We start from the raw sequence: 21,157 nt of genomic DNA, 5'->3' as shown, positions 1-21,157 counted from the left end.
CTTAAGAAAGGAAACCCCCAGCAACCACCTGTTATAGTGCTTCTGGAGGTTTATATCCAATTTATTTGTTTGCCGCCTTTTCGGTCTGAATGCCTTTGGTCGTCTGCTCTTCAATCATTCGCAATGCCGTAACGGAATCCTTGGACTCGCCGAAGATCAGCGGAGAGAACACGTTATGAACCGGAACGTCGACATAGGTCAACCCGTTGGCGCGTGCTGCAGGCGGCATAGCATTTTTGCTGGCAAAAATCGCCTGCGTATGCTTGCCCTGCATTTGCGGCAAGTTTTTACCGAAGGCTTCCTGAACCTTCTTGCTCTCAAGCGGTCCGATAATGCCTTCCTTCGCGAACTCGATCTGCATTTCTTCCGACAGCAGATAGGCGATAACCTGGAACGCCAAATCCTTCTTAGTCGATTGCTTCGTAATATAGGCGGCATACATATTTGGTTGCGCTTTCGTATTTGGCACGTCCGAAAACGACGGCATGGCGGCGATGTCAAAGTTCAAGTTTTTATTTTGCTCATACCATTGAATGATTTTCTCCGAAACGTGGACTGACATAGCCATCTTCCCTTTAGGGAAATCGTCGACCGTAGTAAATTGATTAGCCGGAATTTCGTAGAACCTTCTCAAGTTATCCACCAGGCGCTTCCAGCCTTCCGTATTCAGCTCGGCTTTATCTTCCGTCAAGCTCAGCGGTGAAAGAGAGAGCTGATTGTAGTTCATATAAAGCCCCGGATGCTGCTGATAGCCTTTGTAGGTATTTTCCCCTTCTACACGGGTCAGTTTTTTGGCCAGCTCATAGATTTCATCATAAGTCATGCCATCCTTCGGGTAGTCAACACCGAATTTATCAAATATATCTTTGTTATAGAACAATACAAAATCGCTTAACTGGAACGGAAGACCGTACAGCTTTCCTTCCGGCGTCACATTTTTCATCTGCGCCATAGCCGCAGGGTTCAGCTTCGTCGTATCGAAATTAAACTTCTTGATAAGATCGGTCATATCGTATTGGAGATCATTCTTGATAATATATCGTTGCAAATTCATTCGCGCATTGTCGATAATAATGTCCGGTATGGTTCCGGCTGCAATTAAATCCTTGTACTCCCTGCCTTTATCCCAATGAACGTGCTTGATCGTAATGTCCGGGAACTTCTTTTTTAAATGCTGCCCGACCTGCTTTTCGAATATTTCTTCCTTTGCATAGAATGCAGGGTACGAGGTGTAAATGAAGATTTCGTTTGCCGGAGACTGCGGAGTATTTTGGGCTTCCGGCTGATCTACGGGATTAGCAGGAGAGCCGGTACAGCCGGCTATCAAGGATACGGCGGAAGCGATCACAAGCGAAGATTTCAGCATTTTTTTCATACTTGTACTTAAACCTCCCTTTTTATTTCCAATAGTTTAAGGAAGAATAGCCTGTTTATGCCGTGCGGCTTTTTCCAAATGAATACGTACCGACCTCCCTTTCCCCAGTCATTGACCATTGAATCTATCGTCCCCTGGCAAGACACGTTCAGCATGAAAACGCTTTGAAAGCTGTTCACCAAGGGCTAACATCGTTTCATTACTCTTACTTTATTACGAAAAGAGCCTGCTTTCATTGGGGAAGATTTCAATTTTATAGGTTATTTATTTCATTTTCCCGTTATCCAACGGACGGCTGCATCGAACAGCTTCCAGCTGTTGTCGGTTTGGTTAATTTCTTCGCCGCCGATCAAATAAAAGTACACTTGCCGTGCCGGGACCGGTTCATTATTCATGTTTTTGGCGCCCTTCTCAAACGTGCAGATGACCGCCCTTCTCTCATCGTCAGGAGCGGAAGCCACGATAACGCCTTCCTTACCCGGAACTACAAAACCGATCTTACCTTCGGTCTGATAGATGTCCACGCTGTCTTTCAAGCCCGCCGCCATAGGGTGATTAGGCTGCTTCACCTGAATCGATTTGCCGTTATAATTGCCGTGATCCACGTCTGTCTCTCTGCCCGCCAAATCGACATCGCCCATATTTTGACCTTCGGCATAGATGACAGGCACTGGAGAGCTTTTCAGTTTGTTGCCGACCTTGCCTGAGTTGACGGTTGAGCTGACGAAGACGAAGGCGTGATTCAGCGCTTGTTCTGCCGTAAGGTCTTTGTCTGCCGTTACGTACACCTCGTATCCAAGGCCCTTCAACCGCTTGACGACAAGCGCATCGCCCCCTCCTTCTCTGCCAACGAACAGCACCTTCTTGCTTGCAGCAGAATCCGCAGGTGAGGCCGTGGGGGAGCAAGCAGTCACACTAATGATCACGAGGAAGAGGATCCACCATTTCCTCAACTCCATCACTCCCTCCGTTACTTTTTCCCAAGCGTCCAGTTGACCGCTGCATCGAACAGCTTCCAGCCGTTGTCGGTTTGATTGATCTCTTCTCCGTTAAACAGATAGAAATACATCTCACGGGCAGCTACGGTATTGCCTCTGACGTTTTTGGCGCCTTTCTCGTAGGCGAAAATGGTTGCTTTCTGCTCTTCTCCCGGCACCGTAGCGATCACAGCAGCTTCTTTGCCCGGAATGGCGAAGCCCATTTTGCCGTTGTCCTTGTATACGTCGACTTTATCCTGCATGCCTGCAGCCAGCTGGTGCTTGCTGTCCTTGATCTGGATCGTTTTGATGGCATTCGATCCGGTCAACGATCCGTACGACTCCGTTTCGGACATTCCCGTATCACTGGTCGATTGAGGCTCGGCGTAAATGACCGGAACCGGGGTATTCACGAACTTATCCCCGATTTTACCCGAATTGACGGATTCACTGACAAAGATCAGCGATTGGCCTTTGGCGTGGTCCACCGTCAGCTCTTTATCGGCAACAATCGTGACCTCCAGCTTGTGCACCTCTTTCAACCGCTTAATGAGGATGGCGTCGCCCCCGCCGTCCTTTCCTACGAACAGCACCTTGTTCCCCGGAGCTTTGGCTGCATCCGTTGTTCCCGCCGGAGCTGCATTGCATGCCATAAGCCCCGCCGCCATCACAGCCGCCATAACCAATGTGAGTACTCGTTTCAAGTGTCATCCCTCCAACCATGATTTTTCACAAAACCCTATCTATTACTTAGCACCGTTTTGGGCAGCCCATTCGATTGCCGCATCAAACAGCTTCCAGCCGTTGTCGGTAAGCTTGGGCTCCTCGCCCGTAGGCATGGAGATGTAAACTTGCCGTGCCGGCACGGTTTCGTTGTTGATATTCTTCGTACCCTTCTCATACCCGAAAATAGCGGTCTTCCTGTTGTCCCCGCTGGTCGGCACCTCCGCTATTTTAACGGCACCCTGCCCCGGATGAAGTCCGTACGAAACCTTGCCGCCTTCCTTATAGATCGCTACCGTATCCTTTAATCCAGCTGCCAGCGGATGCTTGCTGTCTACGATCTGGATCGTTTGTACCCCGTCGTCCTGTCCGAACTTCTGCACTCCGATCAGCCCGGCGTCGCTCGCCGCCTGATTTTTAGCAAAAACGACGGGGACCGGGGAGCTTTTCAGCTTCGCATCAATCTTGGCGGAATTCACGGAATCGCTGACATAGATCACACCGTAGCCTTTGGCCTTCTCCACCGTGAAATCGACGTCAACGACATCCATAACCTGATACCCCAATTTCTTCAGGTGGCTCATAATAAATGGATCTCCCCCTCCTTCCTTTTTTCTGATCAGGAGCACTTTTTTCGCATTCGCCTCATTGGCGGATGCCTGAGTTGAATCGGTTGGTGAGGAACACGCCATTATGGAACCCAACATAAGCCCAACCACGAGTAAAGCTATGCATCTTTTCATCTTGCCATCCTCCTTCTCTTATTTCACCTGTAGTCCTATTCCAGTCCTATTCCACCAAGCCGGTTCTTTCCACGCCTTCGATAAACCAGCGCTGAGTGAACGTATACAAAATCATCGGCGGTATGATCATCAGGAACGTAGTAGCCATGCGAATCGCTTCGTCGGTAACCGAAGGGCCATACGCCTCTGCCTGCTGCCGAAGCGCCGAAGCTATACGGGAAATGCCCATGGACAGCGGGGCGGTCTCAATATCGGCCAAATACATGCTCGGCAAATAAAAGTCGTTCCATGTCCATATAAACGAGAACAAGAAGACGACCAATATGGCCGGCTTAGCAAGCGGCATCATCACTTTATAAAAGATTTTGTACACGCTGGCTCCGTCGATCCTCGCTGCCTCCTCCAGCTCTTTGGGCTGTGTGGAGAAAAACTGTCGGTAAATGATGACGAACAACGCCCCTTTTAACCCAAGCCCGAAGAAGGCCGGGACGATGATCGGATAGATCGTATTCAGCAGGCCGAGCTCTCTCGCGTAGATGATGTTCGGTAAAATAGTGACCTGCATCGGCACGATAAACGTCAGCAGCAGAAAGAAGAACATCAGGTTTTTGAACGGGACCTTCAGTCTCGCGAAGGCGTATCCGGTGACGGCACAGGAAACCGTTTGCAGCAAAGCTACCGAAAGCGCAAGCGTCAAGCTGATGGCCAGAGCCTTCGGGTACTTAAGCCATTCCCACGCCTCCTGCAGGTTTCCAAGGTAAATTACCCTCGGAAACCATTTGACGGCCGGATCGAGCAAGTCGTCCGCATTTTTGACCATGGTCGTGACCATGTGCAGAACGGGCTTCAAATAAATGTAAGCCGTATCCAGCAAAATCAAATAAATGAACAATTTGAACAGCAGTCCTTTATCCGCTTCCCTGCCTACAAGGGTATAGCGTACATTCGACAGCCAGGCAAGCAACGAAGGCGTCTCCTGGCCTTTTTTCGTTCGTATCCCGAGCACAAAGCTTCACCCCTTAATAAGATATATCGTTATGCATCAGACGGTATCCCTCTGCGATTTGGTCGCTCTGCTGTAGACAAAAAAGATGATCGCCAGGAAAAAGCTGATGATCAGGAAATAAATCCAGATCAAAGCGCTGTATTGGCCGTACTCGCTGTCTCTGACCCTTTGCAGGATCGGATTGGTCGGAAAGGTGAACAAATCAACAACTGTATAAATCATATTGAGAAAAATGAACGGAGTCATGGCCGGCAGCGTAATTTTCCAAAACGTTTCCCAAGGGCCGGCGCCGTCTATACGGGCCGCTTCATAGGCCGAGTTGGAGATCGTCTGTCTTCCTCCGAGAAAGATCAGGATTTGCACCCCGGAATACCACAAAATCAGCACGAACGAGTCAAGCACACCGATAAGCGGCCCGGACCAGGTAGCCGATAAATTCGCTTTAATCAGACCGGATACGTTGTATTTCGACATAAAGCCCAAGTCGCCTTCACCCTGCGTCAGGAACTCTTTCACGACCTCGCCGGTCGACAAAATGACGGGAAGGAAGAAAATCGCGCGGAATAATGTTCTTCCCGCAAATTTCTGATTCAAGATGATGGCGATCAGCAAGGCGAAGATAACAATGATCGGGATCATGAACAGCGCCTGTCTTAAGAAAGGCAGCAGCTGGTTATACAGCATGTCTCCGTTCTCGAACAAAATGTACCGGTAATGAGTCAGGCCGACGTACTGCGTTGTCGTTTTCGTTGCCGTGATCGTCACCTTCTGGAAGCTCATAAATAACGAATATCCTATCGGAAAGGCCATAAAGACCAAGAAACCCAGAAACCATGGAGCTATGAAAATCATGCCTTCCACATATTCGAGCAGAGAGGCGCGCATTCTCACCTTCGTTCTCATTTGCTCTCCCCTCCCCGAACCACGGTAAAGCTTTGTGCAGGAACTGCCGCAGCCCCCGCCTGATACGGCTCCAGACTATAATTGACGATAATCCGTTTGCCGTTAGCGTACGTGGTTTCCTTGACATTAGGCGCCAATGTTTTGTGCCCGGTAATAAACTGGCTTTGCACATCGCCAAGAGCTTCGTTATACCGTCGATACTGCTCCGCAGCCAATGCTTCCCAATCCTCGAAATGGGTGTTGTAATATCGGATACCGTACGCGTTCACGAACTCCTTCGTTTGAGCGCGGCTGAAGATGAAGGACGGAACGGCGCCGTATTCGATATCCCGCAAGAAGTCGTTAGTGTCCTCCTGGCGGTTGTTGGCGTATTCCGATGAATACGTGATCAGGCCGTGTACCGCAATCTGGGCGAACGGAACTGCTTCATCCGTAAACAAATCGTAGGAATGGTCATAAACGAGCGTTTGGATATGATTGATTTGCGGCAGCGCGTAAAAGCTTGATTTATTGCCGATCACCCCGCCCAATGCATCCTTGATGCTCTTCAGCACACGCTCCTGCACATCTCTTGCTTGATCCCGCGGTGATCCGTAAGACGTGTTATAATCGCTCAACAGCCTTTGGCCGACCCGGTTGACGGCAAGTCCGTCGACGCCCATGTCCTTGTATTTGCCCAAACTCTTCAAAATCGTTTCTTCCGCGAATTTGTCGCTGACTACCGGTACACGGGCGTTGTTATACAGCGTGTTCAGCATCACGTTGCGGCCGGCCAGGTTGACTACGGCGTGAAATTTCTCGTCGAAGCCTCCGGCGCCCGTATTGTTAAGCCCATACTCGGTGTCCAGATAAACCGGGAAGCCTTTGCTGTGGGCGTTATCGATGAACGCTTTCATCCCCTTATCGCCGCCGATCCGCTTATCGACAGGCAATGACTCTCCGAAAGCGCTGTAGCCGTCCGGCTGCCATCCCATATACGTAATTGCCATATTGCTTACGCCTTTATCGTACAAGGCATTAACCATTCGGGTAGTGTCATCCGTATTCGTCAAGTTAATATACCGGTCCGTGACGACGCCTTTTTCCCGGTCTCCACCGATGATGTCGACATGAAGCGGAAGATTCTTGCTTTTAGCCTCAGCCGGCTTAACCCCTTTATCGTTCATCAAATAGTCGCGGTATTTCTGTGCCATGCCGACATAATCCGACTTTTCGGTATCCAAAATGTAATAGCGTACACTTCTATCGCTGCCGAACAATTCATCCTTGTTATAATCGATAAAGCCCCATTCGTCGGGCGAGTTGCGGCTTGTAAACTGCAGGAAGCTCGAACGGAAATTCATCGTAGCGGTGATCCAGTTGTAGTTGCTTAATACACCGGACGGTGACGCCACGATATTCGCGTATTCTTCCCCGTCGTGCAGGACGGCCAGGAAGCCTTTGCCGCCCGACTTCATCCCGAAGACCGGCATAATGATCTTATTCCGGTTGTTGCTGAGTCCGGTGAACGTGTTATCGGGACCATATACGCTCTCGTCATAAACCTTGTTTACGTTGAGCTGATTGTCCTTGAATCGTATCAAAGCACCTGCGCCGTCCGGGATCAGCATATACCCGTCCTGCCCGGCCGAATATTCGGCACCGAAGAACGGGAACAACCGGACCCAGACAAGCCCCATGTTCGTCTCCTTGATGCCCTCTCTTATGATTTTCGTCTCGATGAAATCCTTTTCGATCTTTACCTGAACGGGTATGGTGAACCCGGTTTCGGGAAGCTCGAAGGTTACGGAGAACCCTCCCGGAATAGACTGGACCTCCTTCAGCTTTCCGTTCTCCGCAGCAATGTTCGTTTCTTTGGCCTGAAGAATGCTCTTGGAAAAATCCACGTACTGGACCATGATAGGAGAGCTCAAATGCTTCTTCCAGTTCTCCGAAATTTTCTCCTGCGCCCAATGCTCCGGATTCGGAAACGAACGGTATACGTTGTTGTTTCTTTTGTCTTCCACCATGAAATGCCCTGTCGATTCATCCAGCTTTAAACGCAGCACGTCGGTCTCCGCAATCGCTTTAAAATCGCTTTCATTCGGCAGCCGGGAAGCGGCTCCTTTTTGCGGCGGAGCCGAGTTTTCCTGCGCTGCGTGGGCACTGCGGTCTACGGGCGCCGACCGAAATTCGAATTTCAGATTGGTTGCAAGGATCAGGACGGCGGCCGCCATCAGAACGGTGACAATTGCGGCAGTTTTGTTAAGCTTGCTGAGCGCTGTCATCTCAATATCGCCTCCTGAACCATTTCATAAATTAACGATCCCAGATCGTTCGTCAACCCGGCTGTAATGAAGATAAGTACACCAATGACGATCATCGTGCAAAGGGTAAGGAAAATATTCATTACCGTTTCTCCGACACTGTAGTTGTGCACCCATTGAATTTTCCAGAACATCAATATGCCGATCCATATCAGCATTCCGTTCTCGATAAAGCTGTAAATCGACGATTCGGACAACGTCATGACATTCGAGATAAGAGCCAAAGGGACGCCGATAATTATGTAAGGAACCAGTGCATAGGCGCTTCCGATCAATATATCCCTGAACCGTCCTTCTCCCCGATAGATGGAGCTGACGAGATAGTTTGCAATAATCCATGTAATCCAAACGATGAAAAATTGGGTGAAGATCGAGTACACATCGACCCGAACCGCCATATTAAACGAGAAGCTTGTGAAGAACTCCTTAAACAGCAAGGCGCCGTATACGACCGCCATAATGACTATCGCCGCTAAATAGCTGCCTTTGCCTTCATAGCGAACTGCGGTAAATCCGTCGACGGGATGCTTCAAAACGTATATCGCGTGCTTCAAATTTTGGATGAACGGACTGGAGGATCTCCTTCTGCCGCGCAGCTTCTCACGAAACTTGGCTTTGGCCGTCCATCTATCAGTGAGGATCAACAGGAGTGTACCGAAGAAAACAATGCTTGCTATCAAGGAAAAATGATTCTGGAACCATTTCATCCTGATTTGCCAAAAAGCATCCGAGAAGCCTTCGTGATCCCCCGCTTCCTTGAACAAATGCTTCGCTTCCTCGAAATTCCCCTTCTTGGAGGCGGCTTTGGCCAATCCCAATATCGCCGGCGTAAACTGGGCGTTCATGCGCAGCACATCCTGCCATGGCTTTTCGCTGGCCTCGTAATAGCCTGCAAGCGTTTGCTGATTGGCTTGATTCACCTTCTGGCCGAATTCCGACAACCGAAATACCTGAACGATATTTTCCTGATCGTCTAGGACGTACAGCTCGTTTCTGGAGTTAACGTCGAGAGCCACGGGACTCTTCAGCAAGCCTACCTGCGACGACCCGACGGCGGATGGACCGCCCCAGAAGTACAGCAGATTGCCTGATGCGTCATAATGGCTTATATATTTAAATTGCTGATCGACTACGATCATATTGCCGATTTGATCGACCGCCACATCAATCAGCTGAGGCGTGTTGACGACGTTGGCCGGTAAAGAAGCCGCATCAAAGGCACGTGTTTCCCCAAAAGCCTTCGATGAGCTTCGAAGCAGGTTTTCGCCCTTAATGTTTAATTTTTTCAATTGATCCGATTTGACCGTACCTCCGGTCACCGTGTAGATATAGCCGTTTTTATCCGTTGCGACGCTGTTGATCGTTTCCGGCTTTTTGGCGATCTCGTTGGCATACATCTCCTTCGTGTACAGCATCCGTTTCAATGAATCCAAGGCGGAGAGAACCGTTTTGTTCGCTCCGAAGAAGCCTTGAAACTTGCCGTTGGCATCCAGCAGCATCAAGCCTTCATAGCCTCCATGCACCGCAATATACAAAAACCCGCGTTCATCCACCATCACCTTGGCCGGATCATAGACGAACGTTTCCGGAATATATCTGGATTCGGGGCGCTTGAATTCTTGCTTCAGCTTGCCGTTCTTATCCAGCTTGATAACCCGCTTGTTGCCCGTGTCTGCAACATAGATGTCCTCCTCCGGAGTGACGAAGACACCCTCAGGCTTGACCATCGGGCTTTCCGGAACGGTGAGATAACGCTGAAGCTGACCCTTTTCATTCATATGAACAATCCGGTTGTTGCCCGTATCGGCAATGTAAATATCATTCTTTGCATCGATAAAAATATCTTTAGGGGTTTGCATCGATGATTTGAGCTTCGCAGACGGGTTGCCCGGATCGGGTACGAACAGATCCTGTCCGATGACGCCGGTCGGATAATAAGCCGGCTGCAGCCAAATCAGATTCCCGTTGCTGTCCTTGGTATACGTCGAATATTTCACAGCTGCCTCCGCTGTCGCAGGCAGCAGCGCAGTGCACAAGATGAGCAAAGACAGAAACAGCTTCCACCTATTGCATCTCACGTTCATGCTTTTAAACCTCCAATTCCGTCTCTTCGTTCATTCTTGGTCTCCCTGCGACCGCGAGGGCAAGATGAGAATATCAATTCCAGCGGTTTAACCGCTGGACCGTAATGCCGGCTTTTTTTAACGTATGGTCTAAAGCTTGCTTTGCTTTACCTGTGGTGCACTTGACGGTTCGAACAAGCCATAGGACCGGACATGATAATCCGGCGTGTAATCGCACCCTTCCTTGCAGAACGAGGTCCAGCTTGTCGCTGCCGTATCTCCTGATGTTAGGTGGAACGGGACCGGCTTATTGCACGGACTGTCCATATCCTCGCCCTATGTAAACGGTTTCGATTCCACGACGGGAATGGGTGAAGAATCCGCCCATTCCCTGTTCCTTCATCTGCTTGACTTGACGGGCAAGCTGCTCCGCATCCAGCTCGTCGTTCCACTCCCGGAACGGGATCGATCGATGCTCTCGACTGGCGATCTGTGAAACCGCCGATGACTTTCAGAAGCGCAGGGCCCAGCCGGAGTCGTATCCTTCATCCGCAGTTGGTATTTCACGTTCAACGGAATTTGTCTCCTCTATTAAGGATTTGCCGTGCGCGGCGCAACCGTTACCGTCGTGTTCGTCAATTACCTGGCGCCTACGGGCATTTCCAGTATCATGACCTGCTTCGGCTCCAATTGGATGCTGCCTCTGACAGTCGAACCGCTCAGAAGCTCCTTCCGGTCGTCTTCCCCAACGCTAATGAAGCTGTAACCAGCACTGTGATTCATTACAAAAGTAAACTGTACGCCCTCTTTTTCGCGTATCGTAACTTCAACCTCCGGCTCCGCCTCACATAATGGAACGATTCCCCGGCTTTCACACAGCTGCTTCAGCCACTGCCTCATAAACTCGTTGCATGGGTCGGTCGCAGCATACCATGCTTCTCCTTTGCCGTAACGATGCCGCGTGAGTGCTGGCGATCCTGCATAATAATCGCCTCCAAACACGGCGATCGTGTCCGCGCCTTCCGGATGAACCACTTCGCATACTAATCCGCACGAATAAGTGCCTTCCAATGAGCCTAGCGGCTGCTCCATCACAACCGAGTTGCTTTGATCCGGGAACAAAGCGTCGATCTCCTCCACCCAGATCCCTAACAACGGGCGCAGCTCGCCTGGATATCCTCCAGGTGTCACCAGATCGGTTTCATTGACAATGCCGCTGAAAAACGTCGTAACTAAGATGCCGCCGCTCTCTACGTACTGCTCCAGCTTACTCGCCAAACCAGGTTTTATCATGTACAGCAAGGGAGCCAGCACCAGATCGTACTGAGTAAAGTCCGAGCCTACATGGATGAAATCAACTTGATAGTGCTGATCGTACAGAGCATCGTAATATTTCTGGACTTGGTCCAAATATTTCAAATGAGTTGACGGTCCCCCGCCAAGCTCGACGGCCCACCAGTTATCCCAATCGAACAAAATAGCGATGCGGCTCTTTATCCGCGAATCGTTCAGCTTGCTTCCGAGCTGACGGAGCTCCTGCCCCAGCTGCGCGCATTCCTTGAAGACGCGGGTATGCTCATGACCTGCATGGTCGATAACCGCTCCGTGAAATTTCTCATAGGCGCCTAGCGAGCGCCGCAGCTGGAAGAACATGACCGAATCCGCTCCGCGGGCTACAGCCTGATAGCTGCGGAGTCGCATGACGCCGGGCCGCTTCTGCGGGTTCACCGGCTTCCAATTAATTACGCCGGGGCTTTGCTCCATCAGCATAAACGGCGCGCCGTCCTTGATCCCGCGCATGAGATCGTACCGCATGGCCATGTAGCTTTCCGGCGTATGATTTTCCGGATAAATGTCCAGCGCCGCGATATCCAGATGAGGCGCCCATTTAAAATAGTCCAACGGCTTGTAAGTGCCGTTACCTTGAAAATTCGTTGTGACAATCGCATCAGGAATGAACTCTTTTATCGCGTTATATTCGATAAGATAGCACTCGAGCCAGCTGTCTGAATTGAAGCGGAAGAAATCGAGCGTAATGCCCTGAAACGCGGTTTGATCCGCATTCCCGCCCGATAACCCTTCGCTGAGCCCGCTCGGAAGAACGATTTCTTCCCAATCGTAGAACGTATGCCCCCAAAATCGGGTGTACCATGCCTGGTTAAGCTGCTCCAGCGTGCCGTATCGCCGCTTCAGCCAGACCCTGAACGCCTTCTCGCAATGTTCGCAATAGCAGCGGATGCCGATTTCATTGTTCACGTGCCAGAGGAGCAGCGCGGGGTGATCCCTGTATCGTTCCGCCAGCTTGCCTGCCATAAGCTTGGCATAATGCCGGAACGTCGGGCTGTTCGGGCAGGAGTTATGTCTCCGCCCGTACTTTCTACGCTTCCCGTCGGCGGTTACCGTCAGGACATCCGGATACTTGCGGGCCATCCAGGCCGGATGAGCCGCCGTACTCGTGCCCAGGCAAACGGAAACTCCGTTGGCATGCAATTTGTCCATCATTTCATCCAGCCATTCGAACCGGTACGTTGCTTCATCCGGTTGATTCAACGACCACGAGAATACATTTAATGTTGCAATATCAATACCGGCTAATTGGAACAGCCGCATATCCTCATCCCATATTTCCTTGGGAAACTGCTCCGGGTTATAATCCCCGCCGTACATCACCTTCGGAAACTTTCGGCTGATCACGGGCTCACCTCCTGTCTCGCATCCGAGTCCTGTCCGTTCCGATCATGACTTCCAGCACAAGATAGCTGTTCTGGCTGATATTTGCTCAGCTTCATCGGTGAACGGTCTCTCGTGAAGAAAGGCTTCAACCTTATCGAAAACTGCATTGGCTGCGCCTTCAGCAAATAGGTATCCAGCGGTGGCGCTTCCCCGCAGCTGTGATTGCCGATAGGGGCTTGTAGGTAATCTATGTGGATTACGGTTTCATTCAGCCTGATCAGATCGTAAATATGCTCCGCCTCGCACAAGTTATCCACAGCATAATGACTGGCGCTGACATTTACTGTCGGCATTCCGCCGATGAACAACCCGATCCCCTGTATGCCGGTTATCGCGGCCCATCGCGCATCCGCTTTATTGCCGTTCTCCTGCGGCTTGATGTACGGAACGAACTGATCCTGAACGGTACCGCTGTAGATGCCCAGCTTGCCGCTTTCCTTCCGGTCGATGTAGCATTCGTGCGGACCGAGTCCGAACCACGAGAATTGATCGAAGCCTTCCGGCAAGATCATTTCCAATCCCAGCCTCGGCAGCGGCGGCAGTCCTTCCCGCGGCACGACTTCAGTGGAGATGACGACATCCCCGCTGCCGAATATCTCGTAGGTTGTTGACATCGTAAAGCAAGTCGGCAAGCCTGCTGCCCCAAGTACTCTCTTCACCGCAAATTGTATGGCTCTGTCGTTATGCCTGTGGAACGATACCTCCTGTACCCTCTGCTGCAAGTCGTTGTAACCGAACTTCTTCCATTCCTTGGATTGGCGGGAATCGTTATCGATCGTCGCCCTCCATATTTGAACCTTCGGTCCCGAGAGCAGAAGAGGTACGCCATGATATTGGAACGCGGTAAGCTCCCCGCGGTGCTTGTCGAATTCGATTGCGAAATCGTTCCCTGCTATGGACACGGTCGCATTGGTTTCAACAGCCCGCAAAGCGGCCATCGAGGCAACTGGGATCACGGAAACGTCCCGGCGTTCCAGCGGAATCGGAAGATCGGCCCAGGCAACCTCGTGACCTTGACTCGCCCACCGCGTTGCTTCCCGCAGCGTGAAGCTCAAGTGAAGCCAGTATTCTCCATTGGACGGATCACAATTGGATTGCCAAGGGATAAACAGCGTCGCTTCTTCGCCAGCCGGTATATCGAGCGGAGGCAGCTCGCCCTGCTCTACTACGGCTCCGTCACAATAGAGCATCCAGGAGCCGATAAGATGGTCCAGCGATAAAAAGTCGTAACGGTTATGTACCTTAACCATTCCCGACAGCATATCGATCGGCTCAACCTTCACCGGCTCGATCACTTTTTTCACTTCCAGAATAGAAGCTTTCAGCTTCCGATCGGGAAACAGCAACCCGTCGATGCAAAAGTTACCGCTGTTCGGATGATCGTTGAAGTCGCCTCCATACGCGTACCAGGATTCGCCTGATTCGTTCTTTTGAAGAAGCCCATGGTCGGTCCATTCCCAGATCAAACCTCCCGCCAATCGACGGTACTTGTATACGGCATCCCAATATTCCTTTAAATTACCTACCGAATTGCCCATCGCATGAGCGAATTCACACATGAGGTACGGTCTCGGGTCGGACTTCTCCCCTTCTTCGATCACTGCGTCCAGCGACGGATACATGCTGCTGACAATATCAACCACGGGAGCGTCCTTGGCGCGCTCGTAATGGATCGGCCTTGAGGGATCGGCTTGCCTTACCCAATCGGCCATAGCGTCATGATTCCGACCGTAGCCCGACTCGTTTCCAAGCGACCATACGATAATCGAAGGATGGTTTTTATCCCTCTCCACCATGCGTACGGCACGATCGAGGAAAGGCTTTTCCCACAACGGATCTTGAGCCAAAAAGCTTTCATTGTCGATAAAGTGGCACCCGTGCGTTTCCAGATCCGCTTCATCTATAACATAGAGGCCGTACCGGTCGCACAAATCAAGCCAGCGAGAATCGTTCGGATAATGGGACAGCCGGACCGTGTTCATATTATGCTGCTTCATCAATCGGATATCTTCGATCATCGATTCCAGAGGGATAGTAAATCCTAGCTCCGGATGGAACTCGTTGCGGTTGACCCCTTTCAGGATGACCGGCTTGCCGTTGACTAACAGTTGCCCGTCATTTATCTTGATATCGCGGAATCCAACGGCAGCGGTCCCCGCCTCCGCGATACGGCCCCGCTCATCCACCAGCTCCAAAATGAGCGAATACAAATGCGGCGTCTCCGCCGACCAGCGAAGCGGAGCGTGAACCGGTACGTCCAGCTCCAGAACCTGTTCCTCGCCCGCCTGCAGCTTAATCGTACCTGCGATTCCGTCATAAACCGATTTCATAGCTTCGTCCAGTAAAGACAATTTCACTTGATGCGTTCCGGAGAACGCAGTATCGGCGAAATGCTTCACCTTCAGGCATACGCTTAACAGCGCGTCATCCGTCTGTTCCGCAAACTGTGTACGGACGGCGATATCCCGAATATGGACATCGGGGGTCGCTTTGAGATATACGTCGCGGAAGATGCCGCTTAACCGCCATTTATCCTGATCCTCCAAATAGCTGCCGTCGCACCATTGATACACTTGCACGGCAATCGTATTTTCTCCAGGCTGCAGCAGCGGGGTAATGCGGAATTCCGACGGCAAGTGGGAGCCCTGCCCGTATCCTGCCAATTGCCCGTTGATCCATACATGGAATGCGGAGTCCACTCCTTCGAATACAAGAAACAACTGCCGTTCATCCCACGATGCAGGTATGGTGAAGCTTCTGCGGTAGCACCCGACCGGATTGTCGTTCGGTACATAAGGCGGATCGATCGGAAACGGATAATAGCAGCTCGAGTATAGTGGACGGCCATACCCGTGCAGCTGCCAGCAGCTTGGAACCGGCAGCGTATTCCACGCTTCTACTGAGTAGGACGGATCGAAGAAACCGTCAGGTACTTGGGAAGGAGCTCCGGTATACATAAACTTCCAATTTCCGTTAAGCGATTGATAGAAGGGTGATGCCCCCGGCTCGTTGTCAAGAGCTGTCTTCGCATCCGCATAAGGAATGAAATCTGCATGGGGAGGCTCCGTATTTCTTCCGAGAACCTCGATATTTTGCCAATCAGGGATTGTATTATCGTTGACGCTCACTTGATTTCCCCCATTCTCTCTCCGTTCTTACTCGATCATTTCCACGTTCAATCGCCTGTTACGGCATCCTGAAAGCGCAGCGCATTTTGCAGCACTAACGCAATCACCCAGGAAGGATTCCATTTGTTGCTGTGGCCCCGATGGTTCCAGTTCGTCTGGAAAAATCCTTCCGCCTGCTCGCCGACAACGGTAAACTTCCATTCGCCGGGTTGTGTGCATATCCCCTGGCCCATAGCGTCGAAGATCATTCGGCCCAGTCGCTCGTATACCGGATTGCCCGTTAGTTGCCCGAAACGGTAAAACTCATACGTTGGAAAAAATACGTCGAGATGGTGGTTCTGCACACTGACTCCCGGCCACCCGACAGCGTTAAAGCCGGCATTCCGAAATGCCGATCGCTGATCGTAGGCTGGATTCCAGAGGAACACATAAGTAAGGAGCCAATCCGCCGATAGTTCGGCCCATTCCTTATAACGCGTTTGACCGGTAATAGCATACAGCTCATATGCGGCCATAAAGAAATACATACCGGCTTCCTTATCCTCACACTTCGCATCGAGGGTCGAGCGGGCAAACGGCCGTTCGAACGTTGCGGCATGATACTCGTAATAACGCTGCATCATCATTTCCGCCGCCGACAAATACCGGTTATCCCCGGCTACTTGCGACGCTTTCGCCAATGCGATCAAACAGGGCAAGCCAGCCGCTGTAATCATCTCGTCGGCCGGAGTTCCGTCCATGAGCCATGCGGCCGGCATAATCCCTGACGCAAGACCGCCGGAGGTACAAAACTCTGCCGTCTCGATTAATGCATCCATCCAAGCCGGAGGAATGTCTCGGCTTTGTTCCGCGAACAGCTGTATGATGTCGGCCAAATCGGCGGCCGTCTCCCCATAAGCCCGGCTGGATAAGACGGGCTGGCCGTTCCAGCTAAAATCATCCCATTGCTCCTCCGCAAGCCGATAGGAGCTGTGTCTCACCCCGGGAATCCCGGTACGGCTTTCCTTCACGTAAAAGTCAACCGCCCGGATGCAGCGCTCAATCCGCTCCTCCTGTCCGAGATCGAAGCCCAGCTTGGCGTCGCACCACGCCAGCTTCAAGCATTGCCCCGTCCAGCCGTACATGTAATGGAGCGGATGCTTCGAAACGTTGCCGAACGGGTTGGAATCGGTAAATTTGATGTAGCCTGCCGCACCGCTCTTCCCCGTTCTCCATCTGTCGTCCAGTGCATGGCTCTTGAGCCGGACCATTTCCTCCGTGGTAAGAGGCTTCGCTCCTTCCGGCGCATACAGGTCTAAGCCTTTGTGTACGACTTCGCGGAAGCCGTATCCCGGCCGCTGCAGCGCTCCCCAATCCAGCGCATATTCTTTCGCTAGCGAGAAGCCCGGAGGAAAATCCATGCAGCCTCCTTTGTACGGCTGTATTTTGCTTTTGGCCACATAGACGGTGTCTTTCGTTCCGTTAAACATCAACACGCCGCTCATAGCTGTCATGACGAGCCGATGCTCCTCCTGAACTGCACCCAGCGAGCCGTATTGAACGGCTCCATCGGCTGATTCTACATAGGACGGGACGGAGTAAAGGGAAAAGTAACGCCCCCGTCCCTCCTCGGTCCAGCCCATATTCACGCATGGAATCGGCAGCCGGTGTTCTTCACAAACAAATCCTTTTCCCTCGCCTATTCCAAGTCTCGGAACCAAGCGGCTAGGATCGGAGGAGGGGTTATTGTTGTAAATCATATGAGGGATCGTAATGATTTCTTCGCCGTTCCTAGGCAGCTCGAACAGAATTCCAACAGCGATGTCATTCAGCTGAGTCCCAGTCCGATTTTCCCAGGCAGCGTACAGCTTCAACAACTGATTCTCGTCGTAAGCAAGCTTCAGCTTGAAGCTTAACGATTCCAACTGTCCCTTAATGAGGACGGAATCGTGATCGGCGGTAATATGCGCCCCCTCCAGCCGCGTGCCTTCGAACCGCCATGGTCTGCCCGCGGAATAACTCAGCATGCTGTGCAAATCTCCCGCAAAATATGGAGTACGGTCGCCCGCAATATGCAATGTCAGCTTGATTTCGCCGTCATCGGCGGCAATTACCGCTTCTTTCCGCTTATCGGAGCTTGCAATGACATACCGTATCATGTCCTGGTCCCTTCTTTATGCAATAACGAGATGAATAAGCGGTCCAGCGTCGGATTATACCCCACTCTTCCGATAAGCGGGAGACAGATGAAGTAGATCCGCCCTTGGCCTACCGTTTTTGCCGCGACCACAGGAAGCTTTCTTTTGCCGTTAGCATCGCCCTGCATTTGATAGGTGAACACAATTGGCTCTATTCCTTCTCCTTGAAGGTAACAGTTCGCAATGCTGTCAATTCGGTCATTCTTCAGGTGATAGAAATAAGAGAAATCGTTGTCCTTCATCCATTGCAGCCGCTCATCTTCGGTCTGGACTGCCAAGGAATACATATCCTTCAGCTTAGCTGTCTTGACCTCGGTCCCTTCGATATCCCATCCCGGGTTATCGGATGAGGAAAACGGCCGGCCCATGATGAACATCGCCGTCGTCCCGAGCTTTACTTTCTCCAGAATGGATGCCCGGTGACGAACAAACTGTTCCCGTGAAGATACGATGATTGATTCCTCACCTGTTCCGGCTGGATCATACGGCTTCCCGTCAAGCTCCAGCAGCGAGCAGAGCAGCTCCGACTCGGAATCGAGATAAACCATCTTGCCCTGCTGCGTCTGCATCGGTGTCAGCCTCGCAAACGCTTCAAAGGTGAACCTTTCCTCATTAAGCACAGCCCCGTTCTCATCTAATAGGCACGCATCCAGATGCAAGGTTTGCCTGTCTGGGACTTGCGGTACCGAAAAACGGATGGTGCCTGCATAACGGGACGATACCGCCGATATGCGGCTGGAAATTTCATAGCTTCCGTAATCCTTCTTGTCGTCACGCAGCGTAGCTATAACCCGGCAATGGCTCCATTCCTTCGCCGTATCGTTCAACAGCCAGGCCTCCATCTCGAGCGATTCTCCGGCATACGCCTTCCATCGGTCGGAGCGCAAGTGAACCCGTACCGGTTCCAGACACTGCTTATAAGTAAAATAGGCGGGCTTGGGAATCCGATCGGCACCGACAAGCGCTTTCATCCAACCGGCCGGCCATGCGTCGATCAGCAGGTGGATAGCCGTTGATACAACCAGATCCGTTCTTCTGCGCCATGCATCCGTCATCAGCTTCGTCGCCAGGCATTGATGCTCCTGACTCGCCTTGATCCAGGTGGAGAGTGTATACTGCTCGGCGTACCAGTCGCCGTGCATCGCATAGGTCTGCGATCCCTTGATCCGGTTCGGCATCCACTGCTCCTCCTCGTCCTCCGGGAGCCATTCCTTCGGGTAACGGTTCGTCATCAGCCCGATGTTATCCAATCCTTCCGTTCCGTACTCGCCGCATCCGGCCTTCCATCCCTCCCGGATCGAGGGTAAAAATCCTTTATGCAGCTTCCCAAGCGGAATGCCATTGTTCGTATACCACATCGTATAGCAATGAAAATCGGGCAGCCCTTCACGCGTCGGCGGGTTGTAATCCCCGTCCGCATTTTTGACCACACGATCGGGATTTTCTAAGAATATCGCCTGTCTGGCGGCTACGAAAAAGGCCTCAAGCTCGTTTCTGTGCAAATGCCGGTGTCCTTTGCGTCTTTTTTCCGTCCTTGACGGCTCGTTGATCAAAGAAACCATGATCGATGACGGATGGCTGCGAATCAGCCTCTCCATCTCTGCGGCCTGCCGGACCCCCTCGACAAATTGACTTCGGCGGATAAAACCAAAGGTCGGAAGATCGCATTGATGCATCATGCCGAGCATATCCAGATAGTCGTAGATTTCTTCCTGCACCGGCCGTTGCGTAATACGGTAAAAGTTCATATGCGCCGCCTTGGCGATTAATATATCGTCGATCAGCTGCTCATAGTTATTTTGCATGACACATTGCTGCAGGTGCCCCATCTCGTTGGCGCCGCGCAGAACGATCGGACGATTGTTCAAGTACAGCGTCCCCTTCGGCGTCTCCTGCTCATCCATATGAAACTTTCTCATGCCAAACGTACGGTCCCGGCTGTCGACACAATCCGTTCCATCTTTGATGACAATTCTTGCTATATATAAAAAGGGGGTATCCGGTTCCCATAGACGGTACGATGGAAAATCCACCTTATAACGAAAGTAGTTCATTCCCGGGCCGGCGTAGGCCACTTGAAACGGAATCGGACCGATTCCTTCTCCGGTAAAATTTTTCGGTATGATTTCAAGCTGCAGCTCGAAATTTTCCATCAGCCGATTCGTCGTGTTGTATGCATCAATCCATACTTCCACATTATTTTCATCAATATTGGGTCGAACAAATACATCGTGAACGAACAGCTCGGGACGCTGCTCCAAGTACACCGCATTGTAAATTCCGGCGCCCGGAGGGCAGTGGTTCCAGCCGCTGTACGGATCGTCCCAGCCCGGCCCCGTTGCCGCATACATTTTGTCGCCGTCGAGCTTGGTGCCTCCTACCCCCATCATCGGATAATCGTTATGCACCTCAACGACGAGCGTGTTTCGTTCCTGCAGCACATCGGTAACATCAAACTCGAACGGAGCAAAAAAACCTTCATGGCTGCCGATGCACTTGCGATTGAGATATACCGTCGCTTTGTAATCGACCCCTTTGAACACAAGATAGACCCGCTTCCCTGCCTGAGCTTGGTCGTAAGTAAATTCGCTGCGGTAAAAACCCGTCCATTTGCCGTTCTCGCCGCTTGGTCCGCGAAAATCGGGCACGGAAACCTGATCCCACTCTCCCAGTCCTTCCAGCACTCGAGAAAAATTGGCGTCTTCGGCCTTTTGATAACGGAACTGAAATTCGGTGAACTGCTGCCGGTGACGGACCAGGTCGGGGGCAGAAGCCAGATTTCTCATAAAGGGCCGGTATTTCATGCGCAATAGCTTCAATTCATGCTGAAACACAGTAACGAGCGTCTCATAAGAGGCTGCGGATACTTCCCTGGCTGCTTGCGATCCTGGAGCAAAATAAGTTTTCTCGTAGGCAATAGGAGGAATTTCACGCACTTCGTCTTTATTTCCCGGATGCTCGCGAAACGCGATTTCGGCATACGGATCCAGATGCTTGGTCTGCTCCATATGAATTCCCTCCTT

The 21,157-nt window shown here is 51.5% G+C and carries 13 protein-coding genes; 1 reads left to right on the top strand and 12 read right to left on the bottom strand.

Going from position 1 to position 21,157, the window contains the following annotated elements:
* Positions 1 to 61 precede the first annotated feature (61 nt).
* The 8 genes from ACFQ88_RS17820 to ACFQ88_RS17785 form a co-directional block, all read right to left on the bottom strand.
* Positions 62 to 1,375, bottom strand: a complete 1,314-nt coding sequence (locus ACFQ88_RS17820) for an ABC transporter substrate-binding protein (RefSeq protein WP_239625929.1) — start codon at positions 1,373 to 1,375, stop codon at positions 62 to 64.
* A 269-nt stretch (positions 1,376 to 1,644) separates the two neighbouring features.
* On the bottom strand, positions 1,645 to 2,328 hold the full coding sequence (locus tag ACFQ88_RS17815) for a hypothetical protein (protein WP_239625931.1): 684 nt from the start codon (positions 2,326 to 2,328) through the stop codon (positions 1,645 to 1,647).
* A 17-nt stretch (positions 2,329 to 2,345) separates the two neighbouring features.
* Positions 2,346 to 3,056: a hypothetical protein gene (locus tag ACFQ88_RS17810; RefSeq protein WP_239625933.1), complete on the bottom strand. Its 711-nt coding sequence runs from the start codon at positions 3,054 to 3,056 to the stop codon at positions 2,346 to 2,348.
* 42 nt (positions 3,057 to 3,098) lie between these two features.
* The gene (locus ACFQ88_RS17805; protein ID WP_239625935.1) at positions 3,099 to 3,659 is read right to left on the bottom strand and encodes a hypothetical protein; all 561 of its coding nucleotides are present in this window, start codon (positions 3,657 to 3,659) and stop codon (positions 3,099 to 3,101) included.
* Between the two features lie 205 nt (positions 3,660 to 3,864).
* Positions 3,865 to 4,782 carry a carbohydrate ABC transporter permease gene (locus ACFQ88_RS17800; protein ID WP_379455856.1) on the bottom strand — a complete coding sequence of 306 codons (918 nt, stop codon included), beginning with the start codon at positions 4,780 to 4,782 and terminating at the stop codon, positions 3,865 to 3,867.
* Between the two features lie 78 nt (positions 4,783 to 4,860).
* Positions 4,861 to 5,727 (bottom strand): carbohydrate ABC transporter permease, encoded by an 867-nt coding sequence (locus ACFQ88_RS17795; RefSeq protein WP_239625939.1) that lies wholly within the window; start codon positions 5,725 to 5,727, stop codon positions 4,861 to 4,863.
* A complete protein-coding gene (locus ACFQ88_RS17790) occupies positions 5,724 to 7,994 on the bottom strand; it encodes a DUF5696 domain-containing protein (protein ID WP_379455017.1) in 2,271 nt (756 codons plus the stop codon). Before ACFQ88_RS17790 ends, ACFQ88_RS17795 begins: the two co-directional genes overlap by 4 nt.
* Positions 7,991 to 10,117 (bottom strand): YIP1 family protein, encoded by a 2,127-nt coding sequence (locus tag ACFQ88_RS17785; RefSeq protein WP_239625944.1) that lies wholly within the window; start codon positions 10,115 to 10,117, stop codon positions 7,991 to 7,993. Before ACFQ88_RS17785 ends, ACFQ88_RS17790 begins: the two co-directional genes overlap by 4 nt.
* A 223-nt stretch (positions 10,118 to 10,340) precedes the next feature.
* On the opposite strand from ACFQ88_RS17785, the gene ACFQ88_RS17780 reads away from it, so the two are divergent.
* On the top strand, positions 10,341 to 10,592 hold the full coding sequence (locus ACFQ88_RS17780; protein ID WP_239625947.1) for a hypothetical protein: 252 nt from the start codon (positions 10,341 to 10,343) through the stop codon (positions 10,590 to 10,592).
* A gap of 143 nt (positions 10,593 to 10,735) precedes the next feature.
* Here the strand turns inward: ACFQ88_RS17780 and ACFQ88_RS17775 are convergent, their stop codons facing one another.
* Genes ACFQ88_RS17775 through ACFQ88_RS17760 form a run of 4 tightly spaced genes read right to left on the bottom strand, consistent with a single transcriptional unit; the run spans position 10,736 to position 21,142 of the window.
* Complete coding sequence (locus ACFQ88_RS17775; RefSeq protein ID WP_379455016.1) at positions 10,736 to 12,790, bottom strand: beta-galactosidase; 2,055 nt, start codon at positions 12,788 to 12,790, stop codon at positions 10,736 to 10,738.
* A complete protein-coding gene (gene lacZ, locus ACFQ88_RS17770) occupies positions 12,787 to 15,957 on the bottom strand; it encodes a beta-galactosidase, LacZ type (protein ID WP_379455015.1) in 3,171 nt (1,056 codons plus the stop codon). Before lacZ ends, ACFQ88_RS17775 begins: the two co-directional genes overlap by 4 nt.
* Positions 15,958 to 16,004: 47 nt before the next feature.
* Complete coding sequence (locus ACFQ88_RS17765) at positions 16,005 to 18,095, bottom strand: glycoside hydrolase family 88 protein (RefSeq protein ID WP_379455014.1); 2,091 nt, start codon at positions 18,093 to 18,095, stop codon at positions 16,005 to 16,007.
* Complete coding sequence (locus ACFQ88_RS17760; protein WP_379455013.1) at positions 18,092 to 21,142, bottom strand: glycoside hydrolase family 2 protein; 3,051 nt, start codon at positions 21,140 to 21,142, stop codon at positions 18,092 to 18,094. The genes ACFQ88_RS17765 and ACFQ88_RS17760 overlap by 4 nt, the downstream gene beginning before the upstream one ends.
* Positions 21,143 to 21,157: the final 15 nt, after the last annotated feature.

Origin of the sequence: Paenibacillus sp. NPDC056579, assembly GCF_042793215.1 — a bacterium.
Classification (GTDB): Bacteria; Bacillota; Bacilli; order Paenibacillales; family NBRC-103111; genus Paenibacillus_S.
This window is presented reverse-complemented; position numbering and strand designations above follow the sequence as displayed.

Bases quoted from the DNA above. Each gene is read 5' to 3' on its own strand.
- ACFQ88_RS17805 (WP_239625935.1), bottom strand. From the start codon at position 3,659: ATGAGCCACCTGAAGAAATTGGGGTATCAGGTTATGGATGTCGTTGAC.
- ACFQ88_RS17785 (WP_239625944.1), bottom strand. From the start codon at position 10,117: ATGAACGTGAGATGCAATAGGTGGAAGCTGTTTCTGTCTTTGCTCATC.
- ACFQ88_RS17820 (WP_239625929.1), bottom strand. From the start codon at position 1,375: ATGAAAAAAATGCTGAAATCTTCGCTTGTGATCGCTTCCGCCGTATCC.
- ACFQ88_RS17760 (WP_379455013.1), bottom strand. From the start codon at position 21,142: ATGGAGCAGACCAAGCATCTGGATCCGTATGCCGAAATCGCGTTTCGC.
- ACFQ88_RS17790 (WP_379455017.1), bottom strand. From the start codon at position 7,994: ATGACAGCGCTCAGCAAGCTTAACAAAACTGCCGCAATTGTCACCGTT.
- ACFQ88_RS17765 (WP_379455014.1), bottom strand. From the start codon at position 18,095: ATGATACGGTATGTCATTGCAAGCTCCGATAAGCGGAAAGAAGCGGTA.
- ACFQ88_RS17795 (WP_239625939.1), bottom strand. From the start codon at position 5,727: ATGAGAACGAAGGTGAGAATGCGCGCCTCTCTGCTCGAATATGTGGAA.